This window comes from Cupriavidus gilardii, from assembly GCF_017598945.1.
In the GTDB taxonomy this organism is placed as follows: Bacteria; Pseudomonadota; Gammaproteobacteria; order Burkholderiales; family Burkholderiaceae; genus Cupriavidus; species Cupriavidus gilardii_E.
In genome coordinates, this window is sequence record NZ_JAGFTW010000058.1 from 366610 (window position 1) to 383072 (window position 16463).

Consider the following 16463-nt stretch of genomic DNA (forward strand, 5'->3'; position numbering starts at 1 on the left):
AGCTCGGCACCATCGATGCATAAACGATGGCTTATGGTTTTGCCGACTAACTTCAATTGTTATTAATCGTTCCCGCCCCCTATTCTGCCGGCATGTCCCACCGCACCGGCATAGGAGAGCGACCATGGAACAAGCGCAGATCGAACGGCAGAACGACATCCCAGCCGCAGCCGCGGACCCGCAGTTCCCGGTACAGGCGCAACTCGCCGCCTACAACTCGGCCTTCGTCGAACTGGAGTTGCCCTTTCACTGGGACGAGGCGATGTACCGCTGGCTGTGCGGCGTGGTCGATTGCGAGCGCACCCAGATCGCGCACTATATCGAGACCTATCACGCGCATCTGTTGACGGCCTACGAGGCGCCGTTTCTGAGCCAGCTGATCCTGGAGAAGAAGAACGGCTATCTGGAAGCGATGAGCCGGCGCGTCAGCTGAATCGACCTGAATCGACCTGAATCACCGTTTGGGCGATTTATCACGACGTCGTCCCCGCGCACGCGGGAACCCGGCGTCTTGAACAGCGAAGTCGAACGCCACTGGGTCCCCGCCTGCGCGGGGACGACGCGTTGGCTTTTTACCCTACTTCGCTCCCGACGATCGCGCGTTGCGCACGCCGGTCCGCGCACCGATCGCGATCCCCGCTGCCGCGACCGCGGCCAGCGCCAATCCTGCCAGCACCACCATCGGGCCGTTGCCGCCGGACAGCCAGGCAGTCGCCATGGCAAGCCCCAGACCGCCGAGGCATCCCGCGTGCAGCGCGAATGCACCGGTGTGCCTGAAGCCCGCCAGGCCGGCCAGCATCGACGCGCCGGCCACCAGATAAGCCAGTTCTTGCGGGTCCGTCATGGCAGGCCTCCATCGCGACCATCGCGAACAAGGCCGGCGGCGCGTTGCCGCGCGGGCTAGCCGCCGACCGGATTGATCAGCGCACCGATGCCTTCGATGCGCACTTCGACGACGGCGCCGGCCTTCATCGAGCCCACACCGAGCGACGTGCCGCAGGCGATCACGTCGCCCGGCATCAGCGTCATGTCGCGCGACAGGCGGCTGACCACCTGCTCGGGCGTGAAGATCATGTCGTCCAGCGGATAGCGCTGGCGCTCGGCGCCGTCGAGGCGCGTGACCACGCTGGCGTCGCGCCAGTCGAAGCCGGTGACGATCGTCGGGCCGATGCAGCCGAAGGTATCGAAGCCCTTGGCACGGCACCACTGCGGAAAATTGGGGTCTTCGGCGATCAGGTCGGCCGCGGTGACATCGTTGACCACCGTATAGCCGAAGATATGCGCGGCCGCATCGGCCACCGGCACATCGCGGCATACGCGTCCGATCACGATGCCGAGCTCGCCTTCGAAGACGATCTTGCCGCCATAACCGACCGGCCGCACGATGGTGTCGCCCGGGCCGGCCAGCGAAGTGCCCGGCTTGATCAGGAACAGCGGGTGCGCGGGCTCAGGCTTGTCCAGCTTGCGGGCCAGCGCGTGGAAGTTGTTCCACAGTGCGACGATCTTGGACGGCTCGCATGGGGCGAGCAGGCTCACCTCGTTGCGCGGGAACGAAACACCGGTAGGGTTCGGCGAGGCGTAGCCGGGGCCGTCGTATTCGAACACCCGCTCGCCATCGAGCCGGCCCATCCGTGGCCGGCCATCGCCAGCGTCGAAGCGAATCCAGGTTTGCATGGGGTCTCCTGTGGCGGGTGGTTGTTATCGGTGGTATGGGGGCGCTGCCCTCTCCCCCGGCCCCTCTCCCGCGAGCGGGAGAGGGGAGGAAACCGCGGGGATCGGGAACTGCCGTCAGCGCACGCCTGCCGCTCTCCCCTCTCCCGCCGTTGCGGGAGAGGGGTCGGGGGAGAGGGCAAGCGGCGCCTCCCAACGCCGCCGGTCTCCCTTTCGTCGCAGCGTCAGATCTTGCCCGCGCCCCGCGCCCACTTGTACTTCGCACCGAGCACCGCGACCGGGATCTCGGTCGAGTACGCGTAGGCCGGCACGCCATGCTGGTACAGGTATTCGGCCGCTTCCTCGACCTGCACGTCGCCGGCCAGCGAGGCCACGATCGGCTTCTCGATACCCTTGGCTGCCATCTCCTCCTTGACCTCGACCACCAGCTTCGCAAACACCATCGGCGGCGTAATGATCGTGTGCCAGTAGCCGAGGATGATCGCGTGGATGCGCGGATCCTCCAACCCCAGCTTGATCGTGTTGCGATAGGTCGTGGGCGGCTCGCCCCCGGTGATGTCGACCGGATTGCCGGCCGCGCCGAACGGGGGGATGAACTTGCGGAAGGCCGCGTCCAGGTCTTCCGGCATCGTCATCAGCGACAGCCCGTTGTCGACGCAGGCATCGGACAGCAGCACGCCCGAGCCGCCCGCGCCGGTGATGATCACCACGTTCTCGCCCTTCGGCGTCGGCAGCTTCGGAATGCCGCGCGCGAACTCGAGCAGATCGCGCAGCGAGCGGGCGCGAATCACGCCGCATTGCTTGAAGACATCCTCGTAGATGCGGTCGTCGCCGGCCAGCGCGCCGGTGTGCGAGCTCGCCGCGCGCGCGCCCAGGCTGGTGCGGCCGGCCTTGAGCACCACCACCGGCTTGACCTTCGACACGCGCGCCGCCGCCTCGGCGAACGCGCGGCCGTCCTTCAGATCCTCGCAATGCTGCGCGATGATCTCGGTCTCGTCGTCCTGCTCGAAGAAGGTCAGCAGATCGTCTTCGTCGATGTCGGACTTGTTGCCCAGGCCCACGATGGCGGACACGCCCATCTTGGCCGAGCGCGAGAAGCCGATGATGGCCATGCCGATGCCGCCCGACTGCGAGGACAGCGCGGCCTTGCCCTTGACGTCATAAGGCGTGCAAAACGTCGCGCACAGGTTCTTCGGCGTGTAGTAGAAACCGTAGATGTTCGGCCCCATCAGCCGGATGTTGTGCTTGCGCGCGACTGCGACGATCTCTTCCTGCCCTTCGACATTGCCGGTCTCCGCAAAGCCCGACGGAATCAGCACCGCGCCGGGGATTCCCTTCTTGCCCACCTCCTCCAGCGCCTGCGCCACCAGCTTGGCGGGAATCGCGAACACCGCCACGTCGATCTCGCCAGGCACGTCGAGCACGCTCTTGTAGGCCGTCATGCCCATGATCTCTTCGGCCTTCGGGTGGATCGGATAGATCTTGCCCTGGTAGCCGCCGTTGATCAGGTTCTTCATCACCGAGTTGCCGATCTTGCCGTCCTCGGACGAGGCGCCGATCACCGCGACGGTGTCGGGCCGCATGATGCGGTTCATCTGCGCGACGATCTGCTCCTGCGTCGGACGATAGCGCTGCGGCTGCGGCGCGTGATCCAGCACGATTCGCACGTCGGCCGCGATCGCGCCGCTCGGGCTCGCGAAGACCGGGTTCAGATCGAGCTCGGCGATCTCGGGGAAGTCGGTCACCAGCTGCGACACGCGCTGGATCATGTTGGCAAGCGCCGCGCGATCGACCGGCTCGGCGCCGCGCACGCCCTTGAGCACCTGCGCGGCGGCGATGCCGTCGAGCATGCCGAGCGCGTCCTGCTCGCTGGCCGGCGCCATGCGGAACGTGATGTCCTTGAGCACCTCGACCAGCACGCCGCCAAGGCCGAAGGCCACCAGCTTGCCGAACGACGGATCGGTGACCGCGCCGATGATGACCTCCTGGCCGCCGCCGATCATCTTCTGCACCTGCACGCCGAGGATCTCGGCCTTGGCGTTGTAGCGCTTGGCATTGTCGAGGATGGTCTGATAGCCCTGCTCGACCTTCTGCGCGTCCTCCAGCCCCACCAGCACGCCGCCGGCCTCCGTCTTGTGGAGGATGTCGGGGGACACGATCTTCATCACCACCGGAAAGCCGATGCGTCCGGCCAGTTCGACCGCCTCGGCCGGCGACGTCGCCAGCCCTTCGCCCGGCACGGTAATGCCATAGGCATCGCAGACCAGCTTGCCTTCGGGCGCGGTCAGTGCGGTGCGTCCCTGTTCCTTGGCGGTGGCGAGAATATTGCGCACCGCGTCCTTGTCATACGCCATGTCAGACCTCCATTGGGTCATGGTTGCAGCGGAGTTTGCGAACGAAGGGCGGCACCGGGCCGCCCAGGGCAAGGCGACGTCAGACCGCGCCGGCCGCGCGCAGCGCCTCGATCTGCGCGGGCGTGCGGCCCAGCCACTCGAGGATCTCGGTGGTGTGCTCGCCCAGCAGCGGCGAGCGATCGACCTGGACCGGCGATTCGGACAGATTGATCGGACAGCCGAGCTGCACATAGCGGCCGCGCTGCGGATGGTCGACCTCGACCAGATAGCCGCGCTCGTACAGCGAGCGGTCCTCGATCAGATCCTTCATCGACAGGATCGGGCCGCATGGCACATCGACCTCGTTGAGCGCTTCCATGACCTCGAACTTGGTGCGCGTGCGCGTCCATTTCTCGATGATCGAGAAGCATTCGGGCAGGCATTTGAGGCGGGCCTCCGGCGTGGCGAACTGCGGATGCGAGATCAGGTCCTCGCGCCCACACAGCCGCATCAGCGGTTCCCAGCCCTGCGGTTGCACGATCACGTAGACGTAGTCGTTGGCCCCGCCCGGCGCGCAGCGCAGCGCCGCGCCCGGCTGGCCGCCGCCCGAGGCATTACCGGCGCGCGGCACGTAGTCGCCGAATTCCTTGTTCGGGTATTCGCGCAGCGCACCGGCCGCCAGGCGCTGCTGATCGCGCAGCTTGACGCGGCACAGGTTCAGCACCGCGTCCTGCATCGCCACCTCGACGCGCTGGCCCTTGCCGGTCTGTTCGCGCTGCAGCAGCGCGGCCAGGATGCCGATCACGCAATGCACGCCGGTGCCCGAATCGCCGATCTGCGCGCCGGTCACCGTCGGCGGCCCTTCCTCGAAGCCGGTGGTCGATGCCGAACCGCCCATGCATTGCGCGACGTTTTCGTACGCCTTGCAGTCGGCGTACGGCCCGGGGCCGAAGCCCTTGATCGACGCGTAGATCAGCCGCGGATTGAGCGCGCGCAGGCGATCCCAGTCGAAGCCCGCGCGATCGAGCACGCCCGGGCCGAAGTTCTCGACCAGCACGTCGCAGCGCTCGACCAGGTCCTCCAGCAGCGCCTTGCCTTCCGGCGTCTTCATGTTCAGCGTCAGGCTGCGCTTGTTGGAGTTCAGCATCGTGAAATAGAGGCTGTCGGCGTTGGGTACATCGCGCAGCTGACTGCGCGTGATGTCGCCCCGGCCGGGCAGCTCGACCTTGATCACGTCCGCGCCCAGCCACGCCATCAGCTGCGTGGCCGAGGGCCCCGCCTGCACGTGCGTCATGTCCAGGATGCGTACTCCTTCCAATGCCTTGCTCATGGCGTCGTCTCCTCGCCTCTATGGTGTGATCGTGGGTTGCTCGGGAGCCAGATCCGCGCGGCCGCTGCAGCGAGGGCGTGCGCCGCCCGCCGGATGCGCGGGTCTTGTGCAAACCCGCGCATCCGGTGTCGTTCACTGCGATCGCGCTGTCGGCCCCGGGGGCCGGCAGCCGGCTACTTGTACATGGTCTGGTTCTTGGTGCCCGGGGCGTATTCGCGCGGATCGACCCAGATATTGATCACCGCGGACTTGCCGGTGCGGGCGATCGACTCGCGGCCGCGCTGCAGTGCGCCGGCGATCTGCGCGGGGTCCCGCACCTCCTCGCCGTAGCCGCCCAGCATCTGCGCGAACTGGCTGAACGGCACGTCCGACAGCAGATTGCCGACGTTGCCGCGCGACTCGCCGTACTTGGCCAGTTGCCCGTAGCGGATCTGGTTCATCGCCGAGTTGTTGCCGATCACCGCCAGATACGGCACGCCGAAGCGGTTGGCGGTCTCCATGTCGAAGGCCGTCATGCCGAAGGAGCCGTCGCCGTAGTAGCACAGCACCTCCTTGCCCGGATTGGCCAGGCCTGCCGCGATGGCGAAGCCGGTGCCGACGCCCAGCGAGCCGAGCGCGCCCGGGTCCATCCACTGGCCGGGATTGCGCGGCCGCACCGCCTGCGCGGAGATCGTGACCACGTCGCCGCCGTCGCCGATGTAGATGGTGTCCTCGCCGAGGAAGTTGTTCAGCTCGTAGGCGACGCGATACGGATGGATCGGCGTGTTCTCCGACAGGAACAGCGGCATCAGCTTCTCGGTGGCCACGCCCTCCGCCTCGGTCAGGTCGGCCATCCACTTGCGGCGGGCCTGGCGCTTGTCCTGCTTGATGCGCGCGGTGGCAGCCTGCAGCACGGCGCCGAGAATCGCGCCGGGATCGCCGACCAGGCCCAGATCGATCTCGCGGTTCTTGCCGACGGTGCGGTAGTCCATGTCGATCTGCACCAGCGTCAGCTCCTTGCTGATGCGCTTGCCGTAGCCCATGCGGAAGTCGAACGGCGTGCCGACGATGACCAGCACATCGGCATTCGCAAACGCCTGCGAGCGGGTGCGGTCGAAATGATGCGGATCGCCCGGCGGCAGCAGCCCGCGGCTTGCGCCATTGAAATAACCCGGGATATCGAGGCCGCGCAGCAGCGCGATCGCTTCCTCGTGGCCGCGTGCGGTCCACACCTGCTGGCCGAACAGGATGGCCGGACGCTCGGCGTTGACGAGGATGTCGGCAAGCTTCTCGATATCGCGCGGATCGCCGATCGATTTGGTCGAGGCGCGATAGTGGCCGGGGCGCGGCACCACCGCGCGCGCGACGTCGACCTCGCGGTCCAGCACATCGCGCGGAATCTCGAGATAGGCGGGCCCGGGCGCACCGTTGAAGCATTCGCGCGCGGCCATCGAGATCATGTCGGCGACGCGCTCGGTGCTCGGCACGGTGGCGGCGAACTTGGTGATCGGCGCCATCATGTCGACGTGCGGCAGATCCTGCAGCGAACCCATCTTGTGCTGGGTCAGCGCGCCCTGCCCGCCGATATGCAGCACCGGACTTTCGGAGCGGAACGCCGTGGCGATGCCGGTCACGGCATTGGTACAGCCCGGCCCGGCAGTCGTCACCACGCAGCCGAGCTTGCCGGTCTGGCGCGCATAGCCGTCGGCCGCATGCGCGGCGACCTGTTCGTGACGCACGTCGATGATGCGGATCCCCTCGTCGACGCAGCCATCGTAGATGTCGATGATATGGCCGCCGCACAGCGTGAAGATGGTATCGACCCCTTCGTTCTTCAGCGCCCGCGCGACCAGATGGCCGCCCGACACGATGCCGGCATCCCGGCTCTTCTGCTTCAGGGTGTCATCGGCCGTCGTCGATTCCGGCCGCAGCGATACGACTGCAGACATGTGTTGGTCTCCTCGTTGGACTCCGGGCGGCCCGTTGTATGGGCACGCACCGCTTCACCTTCTTCTCGGCAGGGCTGCCGGCTTGCGACGCGAATCGATCGTTTCGGGCGATCTTGATGACATACCGTATGTGATATATCAAAGGTCGGCAAGGAGAAAATGTGGGAAAGACGCCGACTTTCGACGACGCATCGCAGCAAAACAGCCGTTTTCGTGCCGATAAATTCGGCCAACTTCTATAAACGCTGCCGCTTAGTGGCCGGCCGCATCAATGTGGAATGCGACTGGCGAGGGTGTGTTCGCGCACCAATATTTCGCCTTGTTGTGCGTTGATATATTACATACCATATTCACGCAGGCGCCCGGCGCAATGCCGCCCCATCCTGTCAGCCACCACAACGACGTATCCAGACCAGTGAGGAGACAGTGAACATTCACGAATATCAGGCCAAGGAGCTGCTGCGGCGCTACGACGTCGCCGTGCCGCGCGGCGCGGTGGCGTTCACGCCGGACGAGGCAGCCAACGCGGCGCGCACGCTAGGGGGCCCGCTGTGGGTCGTCAAATCGCAGATCCACGCCGGCGGCCGGGGCGCCGGACGCTTCCAGAACGACCCCGGCGGCAAGGGCGGCGTGCGCGTAGCGCGCTCGCTCGACGCGGTGCGCGAGGAAGCCGGCAAGATGCTCGGCGCGGTGCTGGTCACGAAGCAGACCGGCGCGGCGGGTCGCGAGGTGCGGCGCCTCTATATCGAGGAAGGCTGCGACATCGCGCGCGAGCTCTATTTCGGCATGCTGATCGACCGCGCCACGTCGCGCATCACGCTGATGGCATCGACCGAAGGCGGCATGGACATCGAGGAAGTGGCCGCGCACACGCCGGAAAAGATCCTGAAGCTGGCGATCGATCCGGCCACCGGCATCCAGCCCTTCCACGCGCGGCGCCTGGCCTTCGGGCTCGGCCTGCGCGGCAAGCAGATCGGCGAGGCGACGCGGCTGTTCCTGGCGGCGTATCGCGCCTTCACCGAGCTCGACGCCTCGATCGTCGAGATCAATCCGCTGGTGGTCACGCACAGCGGCCACGTGATGGCGCTGGACGCGAAGTTCAACTTCGACGACAACGCGCTGTTCCGCCATCCCGATATCGAGGCGATGCGCGACGAGGCCGAGGAAGATCCGGCCGAGACCGAGGCCGCGCGGCATGCGCTTAACTACGTCAAGCTCGACGGCAATATCGGCTGCATGGTCAATGGCGCCGGCCTGGCGATGGCGACGATGGACATCATCCAGCTGCACGGCGGCAAGCCGGCCAACTTCCTCGACGTGGGCGGCGGCGCGACGCGCGAGCGCGTGGCGACGGCGTTCCGGCTGATCCTGGCCGACCGCAACGTGGAAGGCATCCTCGTCAATATCTTCGGCGGCATCATGCGCTGCGACGTGATCGCCGAGGGCGTGGTCGCGGCCGCGCGCGAGGTCGACCTGACGGTGCCGTTGGTGGTCCGGCTCGAAGGCACCAACGTCGAACTGGGCAAGGCCATCCTGCGCGATTCCGGATTGCCGATCGTCTCGGCGGACGACCTCGCCGATGCGGCGACCAAGGTCGTCGCGGCCACGCAAAACACGAAGCGGGGAGGACACTGAAATGGCCGTGCTGATCGACAACAACACCCGCGTGCTGTGCCAGGGTCTGACCGGCGCGCAGGGCAGCTTCCATACCGAACAGGCGCTGGCCTATGGCACGAAGATGGTCGGCGGCGTGACGCCCGGCAAGGGCGGCGAATCGCATCTGGGCCTGCCGGTATTCGACACCGTCGCCGAGGCGGCCGAGCGCACCGGGGCGCAGGCCTCCGTGATCTACGTGCCGCCGCCCTTCGCGGCCGACGCCATCCTCGAGGCCATCGACGCCGGCCTCGAACTGATCGTCTGCATCACCGAGGGCATCCCGGTGCTCGACATGGTGCGCGTCAAGCGCGCGCTCTCAGGCTCGCGCAGCCGGCTGGTCGGCCCCAATTGCCCGGGCGTGATCACGCCGGGCCAATGCAAGATCGGCATCATGCCGGGCCATATCCACCGGCCCGGCAAGATCGGCGTGGTGTCGCGCTCGGGCACGCTGACCTATGAAGCGGTGGCGCAGACCAGCGCGGCCGGTCTGGGGCAGTCGACCTGCATCGGCATCGGCGGCGACCCGGTCAATGGCACCAACTTCATCGATTGCCTGAAGCTGTTCCTGGAGGACGACGAGACCGAAGGCATCATCATGATCGGCGAGATCGGCGGCTCGGCCGAAGAGGAAGCCGCGCAATTCCTGCGCGAGTCCGGCAGCGACAAGCCGGTGGTCGGCTTTATCGCCGGCACCACCGCGCCGCCGGGCCGGCGCATGGGGCATGCGGGCGCCATCATCTCGGGCGGCAGCGGTACCGCCGACGCCAAGATCGAGGCGATGCGCGCGGCCGGCATCCACGTGTCGCGCTCGCCGGCCGAGCTGGGGCAGACGATGGCGAAGGCGTTGGCGGTGTAGCGTCATCGTTTCAAGCCGCCGCCGTTGCGGGATGCAGCGGCGGCGGCCGTGCTACAGGCCCACCACACTCCTGGCGATGATGCCCAGTTGGACCTCGGCGGCACCGCCGAAGATCGTGAACGCGCGGCTGTTCAAATACTCGGGAAGCAAGGTGCCAACGATGCCGTCATCCGGATCGCCGCCATAAGCGGACCCCGCCGTCTCATCGCGCCAGCGCTGCCCTTCCAGCCCCAGCATTTCTACGCCAAGTTCGCCGATCTGCTGCTTGAGCCGGCTGGCGCGCAGCTTCAGGATCGACGACACCGCACCGGGACTCTGCCCCGGCATCAGCTGGCCCAGCGTCTTCAGCTCCAGCATCTCGAACGCATCGAGATCGGCGCAGACCTCGCCGAAGCGCGCCTGCAGCAGTTGCCGCTGAGCGCTGTCGTGGCGCAGGCCGCCCGCCTGCAAGACCGCCATCGCATCGCCGACCCGCATCAATTGCGAACGCAGCCGCGGGCTGAAGATGCCGGCGCCGCGTTCGAACTCGAGCAGATAGCGCGCGCAGGCCCAGCCGGCATTCTCCTCGCCGACGCGATTGGCCTGCGGCACGCGCACCTCGTCGAAGAAGACCTCGTTGACGTCGTGATCGCCGCCGATGGTCGCGATCGGCCGCACGGTGATGCCGGGCGAATCCATATCGATCAGCAGGAAGCTGATGCCGTCCTGCCGGCGCCCGTCGTTGCCGGTGCGGACCAGCGCGAACATGCGGTTGGCATGATGCGCGTGCGTGGTCCACAGCTTGGAACCGCTGACCACATAGTCGTCGCCGTCGCGCACCGCGCGCGTGCGCAGCGCGGCGAGATCGGAGCCGGCGCCCGGCTCGGAGAAGCCCTGGCACCAGTAGTCCTCGCCCGACAGGATGCGCGGCAGATAGCGCTGCTTCTGCGCGTCGGTGCCGAAGCGCAGAAGCACCGGCCCAAGCAGGCGCACGCCCATCGGATGGACCAGCGGCGCGCCGGCCAGCGCGCATTCGGTTTCGAAGATGAAGCGCTGCACCGGGCTCCAGCCGGTGCCGCCCCATTCCGTCGGCCATAGCGGCACCAGCCAGCCCTGCTCGCGCAGCATGGCCTGCCACGGGCCGGAGGTTTCCGGCTCGGGATACATCGCGGTCGTCAGCCGCTGGCCGCGGCGCAGGGCGGGCGTCAGCGACTCGCGCAGGAAGGCGCGGACTTCCTCGCGAAAGGACGCCAGCTCGGGGGTCAGTTGCAGATCCATGACGCGGGGGCCTCGGCGGAAGATCGATCGGAAGACGGCAGGGTCCGGCTGTCGCGCCATGCGCCCGAGGCAAGCATCGCGCGGCCATATTGCGCGGCATGCCACGACGGGCTGCCGCCCTGCAGCTGGAAGCGCGTCAGCTTGCGAAACAGGCCGGCGATCGGCAGCTCCTCGGAGACGCCCATGCCGCCATGCAACTGCACGGCTTGCTGCGATACGTAGCGCGCCGCGCGTCCGACCTTGGACTTCGCCATCGCGGCGAGCGCCATCGCGTCGCCCGGGTCCGGCAGGCCGGCGTCCACGCGCAGCGCCGCCAGCTCGCAGGCTGCGACGGCCTCCTCGCAGCAGACTGCCATCTCGGCGAGCCTGTGTTGCACGGTCTGGAAGCTGGCGATCGGGCGGCCGAACTGCTCGCGCTGGCGGGTATAGGCGGCGGTGCGCTCGAAGGCCGCCTGCATCGCGCCGCAGGCTTCCCAGCACAGCGCGATCGAAGCTTCTGCCAGCAGGCGGTGCAGCACGGGGGTCGCGTCGCTTCCATCCGCTATCCCGAGCAACGCGTCGGCATCGACATGGACGCCATCGAGCCACACGTCGGCGGCCGCCGCGCCGTCGACGGTATGGCAGCGGTGCAGGCGCAGCCCTTGCATCGGCAGATCGTGCATCGGCAGCAGGAACACGGCATGCCGTACGTCGTCCGTGTCCGGCGTCGATCCTCCGCCCTCATCGTCGATGCGCGCACTGACCAGCAGCGCGTCGGCGCCGCCGGCATCGGGCACCAGCAGCTTGGCGCCTTGCAGCCGCCAACCCGCTCTCTCCCGCCGCGCCACCGTGGCACGCGGTGCCCACGGGTCAAGGCACTGTGCTTCGTCGTGGGCCAGCGTCAGGCGGCGGCTGTCGTCCATCACGGCGGGCAGCCAGCGATCGCGTTGCGCCGCGGTGCCGCGCTGCGCCAGCATGCGCGCCGCCAGCAGGATGCCGCCGTGGTACGGCACGTTGATGCCATGCCGGCCGAAGGCGCGCATCAGCAGTCCCGTTTCGACCGCACCGCCATCGAAACCACCCGCCTGCGCGGGCAACGGCAGTCCAAGCCAGCCCATCTCGGCGAAGGCCCGCCACATCGGCATCCATCGCGATTCGGGCCACGCGTGGTACCACGGCCCTGCGACGTCGGGCTGCCGCGACAGGAAGGTCAGCGCGCTCTCCTCGATCAGCCGCTGTTGTTCGTTCAGCGTCAACTGCATCGGCTCAATCCGCCTGCGCGCCGGAGGTCTTGGCGACCTTGGCCCACTTCTGCGCGTCCTGCTTGATGAAGGTGGCGAACTGCTCCGGCGTATTGCCGATGATGTCCAGGCCCAGCGCGCGAAACTGCTCGCGCAGGCCAGGGTCCTTCAGCGCCTGCTGCGTGGCGGCGTAGACGCGCTTGACCACCTCGGGCGGCGCACCGGCCGGCGCCAGCAGGCCCAGCCACGGCATCGCCTCGTAGCCGGGCAGTCCCGATTCCGCCACCGTCGGCAGATCGGGCAGCGTGGCCGAGCGCTTCGCGGTGGTCACCGCCAGCGCGCGCACGCTGCCGCTCCTGATATGCGGGGCGGACGACGCGTACGCGTCGAACATCACCTGTACATTGCCGGCGACCAGGTCGTTCAGCGCCGGCGCGCTGCCCTTGTACGGAATGTGGGACATCTGCACGCCGGCCATGGTCTTGAACAGCTCGGCCTCCAGGTGCGTCGACGTGCCGGAACCCGCGGAGCTGTAGCTGACCGGCTTGCCGCTGGTCTTCAGATAGTCGATCAGTTCCTTGACGTTGGTCACCGGCAGCTTGGCGTTGACTTCGAGCACGTGCACCACCGAGGCGACCAGCGTGATCGGCGTGAAGTCCTTGACGGGGTCGTAGCCGACGGTCTTGAACACCGCCGGCGCGATGCCGAGCGAAGAAGCGGCCATCAGCAGCGTATAGCCGTCGGGCGCCTGCCTGGCGACGTAGTCCGACGCGATCACCGTGCCGGCGCCCGGCTTGTTCTCGATCACGACAGGCTGGCCGAGATGCTGACGCAGCCGTTCGCCCAGCGCTCGCGTCATGATGTCGGCCGCGCCGCCGGGCGTGAACGGCACGATGATGCGCACCGGCTTGGTCGGATAGGCGCTGGCGTCCGCGGCATGTGCGCCGGCGCCCGGCACGATGGCAAGCGTCAGCGCCAGGGCGGCGATCCAGGGTCTGGTCATGGTCAGTCTCCTCTCGATTGTTGTTGTGTTGCGCTTCGTTGTTTCGGCTTGGTGCCTGCGCGGTGGTCGTGTGATGACGGCCGCTGCCTTACTCCCGCCTCGGCACGATCAGCGCATCGAGCATCGCCACGCCCTGCCCGCGCTCGCGGACCAGCAGCGGATTGATCTCGACCTCGTCGGCTGCGTCGCCCAGCGCCATGACGGCGTCCGAGAACGCGGCGATCGCCGCGCAGGCCGCCGGCACGTCGCACAATGGCCGCCCGCGAAAGCCGTCGAGCAGCGCAAAGGCCCGCAGCTCGCGCAGCATCTGCTCGGCGGTGCGCCGATCGACCGGCAGCAGCCGGTGGCTGACGTCGCGATACAGCTCGGTCAGCACGCCGCCGAGGCCCACCGTCAGCGTCGGGCCGAACACGGGGTCGCGCACCGCGCCGACGATCAGCTCGACGCCGCCGCTCAGCATCGGCTGCACCAGCACGCCGTCGATGCGGGCCTGCGGCGCATGGTCCCGGACGCTGGCCAGCATCTCCGCGCACGCCTTGCGAACGGCGTCGGCATCGCCGAGGTTCAGCCGCACGCCGCCGGCCTCGGTCTTGTGCGGCAGCTCGGCGCTCAGCACCTTCAGCACGACCGGAAAGCCCAATTCCACCGCCGCGGCGGCGGCCTCGTCGGCGTGCCGCACCACGCGGCCGTCGATATCGCCGACGCCGTGCGCGGCCAGATAGCGGCGCGCGGTGTGTTCATCGCAGGGCAAGGCGGGCGGCGTGGGCATGGCGGCCGCCTGTTCCCTCTCCCCAACCCTCTCCCGCACGCGGGAGAGGGAGCCGGTTGTTGCAAGCGCGACCGCGGCTGCGCCCGACGATCGCTCCTCCATGACCTCTGCCATCCCGACGGCGTTCTCCCCTCTCCCGCTTGCGGGAGAGGGGTCGGGGGAGAGGGTGAGCAGCGCGCGCCAGGGCCGCTCGGCACGGCGCTCGTGCCATTGCAGCAGCGGCGGCAGCGTCTGCATTGCCATGCCGATGTCGGTCATCACCGGCACGCCATGCGTACGCAGGTCGTCGCGGCGCGTCGCGCGGCCGGTGTCGATCGCCAGCAGCAGGCGCGGATGGGCCGCCGCCGTGTCAATCAGATCGTCGGCCATGCGGTCGAGCAGATAGCCCGGCGCGTAGACGATCACGGCGTCGATCGCCTCGCTGGTCGCTAGCGCGGTCAGTGCAGTGCGAACGAAGCCGGGATCGTTGACGACATTGCCGGTCACGTCGACCGGATTCGACACCATGCCGTAGTCGGGAATGCCGGCGCGCAAGGTCTGCTGCAATGCCTCCGGCAAAGTCGGCACCTCCAGGCCCGCGCCGATGCATTTGTCGGCCAGGATCGCGCCGACCGCACCGGAGATGCTGACGATGGCGACGCGGCGGCCGGCGCTGCGCCGCCGATAGCGCGCCAGTTCGGCCAGATGCGCCATCTGCGCGAAGTCCTGGCACTCGATCACGTTCAGCTGCGCGAAGGCGGCGCGATAGATCTGCTGGTTCCCGGCCAGCGCCGACGTATGCGAGCGCACCGCCTCCCGGCCCTTGTCGGTTTCGCCGGCCTTGAACACGATCACCGGCTTGTCGGCCTCGGCGCAGGCGATGGCCGCGTCGATAAAGCGCGCGCCATCGCGCAATTCCTCGATATAGCCAAGCACCACATCGGTATCCGGGTCCTGTGCAAGGAACTGCAGATACTCGGCGAAATCGAGGCAGGCCTCGTTGCCGGTATTGATGAACTGGCTGAACGACACGCCGAGCTCGCGCGCGATCGCGAACACGGCCGCGCAGACATTACCGCTCTGCGTCAACAGGCTGACCGTGCCGCGTTCGCGTTGCGGCGGCGCCGTGCGAAAGACCGAGGCGAACGCCGTATAGGCGTGCGTGTTCAGATTGGCGAAGCCCATGCAGTTGGGGCCGGCAACCGCCATGCCGGTACTGCGCACGAAAGCCTCCATCTCGTGCTGCAGGACCGCGCCGCTTGCGCCCGCCTCGGCAAACCCGGCGGCATAGACGATCGCGGCGCGAACGCCGCGCGCGTGGCAGCGCTTCAGCATCGGCGTGACTTGCTCCGCGCCGATCGCGAGCACCGCCAGGTCGATACCTTCCGGCAGCGCTTCGATCGACGGATGGCAGCGCAGGCCGAACACCGTCTCGTACTTCGGGTTGACCGGATGAATCTGGCCCCGATAGCCGAAGCGCGTCAGCAGATCGATCGGCATGCCGCCGATGCGTCCGGGGTCGTCGCTGGCGCCGACGATGGCAATCGATTGCGGATTCAGCAGCGGGTCGAGCTTATGCGCCATGTTCGCCGCCCCGCGCCTCGTTGGCCTGCCCCGACTGGATCGCCTTGGCGAGGCCCGCGTCGCGGGCCCGCAGGAAACCTTCGCTCAGGTGGGACAGCTGGTGCGTGTCGAAGTGGGCGGACAGCGCCGAACGCAGGCCCTGCGCGTCCAGCGTCCTGTTCAGCGATCGCTTGATCAACCGCAGCCCAAAGGGCGGTGCCTCGGCAATGCGCGCGGCCAGCGCCAGCGCTTCGTCGTCCAGCGCGTCGTCGGCCACCACCCGATTGACCATGCCGATCCGCAGCGCTTCCGCGGCATCGAGTCGGCCGCCGGCATACAGCATTTCCTTGGCCTTGCGCAGGCCCATCACCCACGGATGGATCAGCACCTCGGTGGCCGCGGCGCCCAGCGTATGGCCGACCGGATCGGAGAAATAGGCCGACTCGCTGGCGACGATCAGGTCGCACATATTGGCGATCATGAAGCCACCCGAAACGCAGGCCCCCTGCACCTGCGCGATGGTCGGCTTGGGGAAGTCCCAGATGCGTAGGCAGTAATCGAAATAGCGCCGGCTCTCGTAGGCCCAGCGTTCCTCCACGGTGAAGTCGGCGCGCTTTGCCTGCGCTTCTTTCAGGTCGTGGCCCGCCGAGAAATGGCTGCCGCGTCCGCCGATCACCACCACGCGCACGGTGTCGTCCTGTGCCGCCGCCTCCAGCGCGGCGTCCAGTTCGTCCAGCATTTGCTGACTTTGCGCATTGCGCGCCCGCTCGCGCGCCAGCCACAGGCGCCGCACGGCGCCTGTCTGCTCGATCTCGATGGTGGCATCGCCCATCCCGGTCTCCTCGTCTGGTGTTGTGTTTGTCTTGCCGCAGTCTTGTCGTCGAACGAGGGCCAGTGT

Annotated in this window: 13 protein-coding genes; 3 read left to right on the plus strand and 10 right to left on the minus strand. The window is 67.8% G+C overall.

What is annotated here, in order from left to right; genetic code table 11:
* Positions 1 to 124 precede the first annotated feature (124 nt).
* Positions 125 to 433, plus strand: coding sequence for a LysR family transcriptional regulator (locus tag J5T34_RS22635; RefSeq protein WP_208583102.1), 309 nt, complete (start codon positions 125 to 127; stop codon positions 431 to 433).
* Between the two features lie 144 nt (positions 434 to 577).
* Here the strand turns inward: J5T34_RS22635 and J5T34_RS22640 are convergent, their stop codons facing one another.
* The 5 genes from J5T34_RS22640 to J5T34_RS22660 all read right to left on the minus strand — a co-directional run bounded on the left by J5T34_RS22640 (position 578) and on the right by J5T34_RS22660 (position 7262).
* Positions 578 to 844, minus strand: a complete 267-nt coding sequence (locus J5T34_RS22640) for a hypothetical protein (protein ID WP_208583103.1) — start codon at positions 842 to 844, stop codon at positions 578 to 580.
* 56 nt (positions 845 to 900) lie between these two features.
* Entirely contained in the window at positions 901 to 1674 is a 774-nt protein-coding gene (locus tag J5T34_RS22645) for a fumarylacetoacetate hydrolase family protein (RefSeq protein ID WP_208583104.1), read from the minus strand.
* A 221-nt stretch (positions 1675 to 1895) separates the two neighbouring features.
* A complete protein-coding gene (locus J5T34_RS22650; RefSeq protein ID WP_208583105.1) occupies positions 1896 to 4025 on the minus strand; it encodes an acetate--CoA ligase family protein in 2130 nt (709 codons plus the stop codon).
* A 79-nt stretch (positions 4026 to 4104) separates the two neighbouring features.
* Positions 4105 to 5334 (minus strand): formyl-CoA transferase, encoded by a 1230-nt coding sequence (frc, locus tag J5T34_RS22655; protein WP_174105110.1) that lies wholly within the window; start codon positions 5332 to 5334, stop codon positions 4105 to 4107.
* A 173-nt stretch (positions 5335 to 5507) separates the two neighbouring features.
* Positions 5508 to 7262, minus strand: a complete 1755-nt coding sequence (locus tag J5T34_RS22660; RefSeq protein WP_174105111.1) for a thiamine pyrophosphate-binding protein — start codon at positions 7260 to 7262, stop codon at positions 5508 to 5510.
* A gap of 426 nt (positions 7263 to 7688) precedes the next feature.
* Here J5T34_RS22660 and sucC point away from each other — a divergent pair, with 426 nt between their 5' ends.
* Together sucC and sucD are read left to right on the plus strand one after the other, a co-directional pair.
* Positions 7689 to 8897: an ADP-forming succinate--CoA ligase subunit beta gene (sucC, locus tag J5T34_RS22665; RefSeq protein WP_208583106.1), complete on the plus strand. Its 1209-nt coding sequence runs from the start codon at positions 7689 to 7691 to the stop codon at positions 8895 to 8897.
* Position 8898: 1 nt separating this feature from the next.
* A complete protein-coding gene (sucD, locus tag J5T34_RS22670) occupies positions 8899 to 9774 on the plus strand; it encodes a succinate--CoA ligase subunit alpha (protein WP_208583107.1) in 876 nt (291 codons plus the stop codon).
* A 51-nt stretch (positions 9775 to 9825) separates the two neighbouring features.
* Here sucD and J5T34_RS22675 read toward each other — a convergent pair whose 3' ends face one another.
* From J5T34_RS22675 to J5T34_RS22695, 5 genes are all read right to left on the minus strand, one after another.
* Complete coding sequence (locus tag J5T34_RS22675; protein WP_208583108.1) at positions 9826 to 11031, minus strand: acyl-CoA dehydrogenase family protein; 1206 nt, start codon at positions 11029 to 11031, stop codon at positions 9826 to 9828.
* On the minus strand, positions 11016 to 12272 hold the full coding sequence (locus J5T34_RS22680) for an acyl-CoA dehydrogenase family protein (RefSeq protein ID WP_208583109.1): 1257 nt from the start codon (positions 12270 to 12272) through the stop codon (positions 11016 to 11018). Before J5T34_RS22680 ends, J5T34_RS22675 begins: the two co-directional genes overlap by 16 nt.
* A gap of 4 nt (positions 12273 to 12276) precedes the next feature.
* The gene (locus J5T34_RS22685) at positions 12277 to 13254 is read right to left on the minus strand and encodes a tripartite tricarboxylate transporter substrate binding protein (protein WP_208583110.1); all 978 of its coding nucleotides are present in this window, start codon (positions 13252 to 13254) and stop codon (positions 12277 to 12279) included.
* An 88-nt stretch (positions 13255 to 13342) separates the two neighbouring features.
* On the minus strand, positions 13343 to 15586 hold the full coding sequence (locus J5T34_RS22690; RefSeq protein ID WP_208583111.1) for an acetate--CoA ligase family protein: 2244 nt from the start codon (positions 15584 to 15586) through the stop codon (positions 13343 to 13345).
* A complete protein-coding gene (locus tag J5T34_RS22695) occupies positions 15576 to 16397 on the minus strand; it encodes an enoyl-CoA hydratase (protein WP_208583112.1) in 822 nt (273 codons plus the stop codon). Before J5T34_RS22695 ends, J5T34_RS22690 begins: the two co-directional genes overlap by 11 nt.
* Positions 16398 to 16463 lie beyond the last annotated feature (66 nt).

Bases quoted from the DNA above. Each gene is read 5' to 3' on its own strand.
- J5T34_RS22695 (WP_208583112.1), bottom strand. From the start codon at position 16,397: ATGGGCGATGCCACCATCGAGATCGAGCAGACAGGCGCCGTGCGGCGC.
- J5T34_RS22635 (WP_208583102.1), top strand. From the start codon at position 125: ATGGAACAAGCGCAGATCGAACGGCAGAACGACATCCCAGCCGCAGCC.
- J5T34_RS22675 (WP_208583108.1), bottom strand. From the start codon at position 11,031: ATGGATCTGCAACTGACCCCCGAGCTGGCGTCCTTTCGCGAGGAAGTC.
- J5T34_RS22645 (WP_208583104.1), bottom strand. From the start codon at position 1,674: ATGCAAACCTGGATTCGCTTCGACGCTGGCGATGGCCGGCCACGGATG.
- J5T34_RS22650 (WP_208583105.1), bottom strand. From the start codon at position 4,025: ATGGCGTATGACAAGGACGCGGTGCGCAATATTCTCGCCACCGCCAAG.
- J5T34_RS22685 (WP_208583110.1), bottom strand. From the start codon at position 13,254: ATGACCAGACCCTGGATCGCCGCCCTGGCGCTGACGCTTGCCATCGTG.
- sucD (WP_208583107.1), top strand. From the start codon at position 8,899: ATGGCCGTGCTGATCGACAACAACACCCGCGTGCTGTGCCAGGGTCTG.
- J5T34_RS22690 (WP_208583111.1), bottom strand. From the start codon at position 15,586: ATGGCGCATAAGCTCGACCCGCTGCTGAATCCGCAATCGATTGCCATC.
- frc (WP_174105110.1), bottom strand. From the start codon at position 5,334: ATGAGCAAGGCATTGGAAGGAGTACGCATCCTGGACATGACGCACGTG.
- J5T34_RS22660 (WP_174105111.1), bottom strand. From the start codon at position 7,262: ATGTCTGCAGTCGTATCGCTGCGGCCGGAATCGACGACGGCCGATGAC.
- J5T34_RS22680 (WP_208583109.1), bottom strand. From the start codon at position 12,272: ATGCAGTTGACGCTGAACGAACAACAGCGGCTGATCGAGGAGAGCGCG.
- J5T34_RS22640 (WP_208583103.1), bottom strand. From the start codon at position 844: ATGACGGACCCGCAAGAACTGGCTTATCTGGTGGCCGGCGCGTCGATG.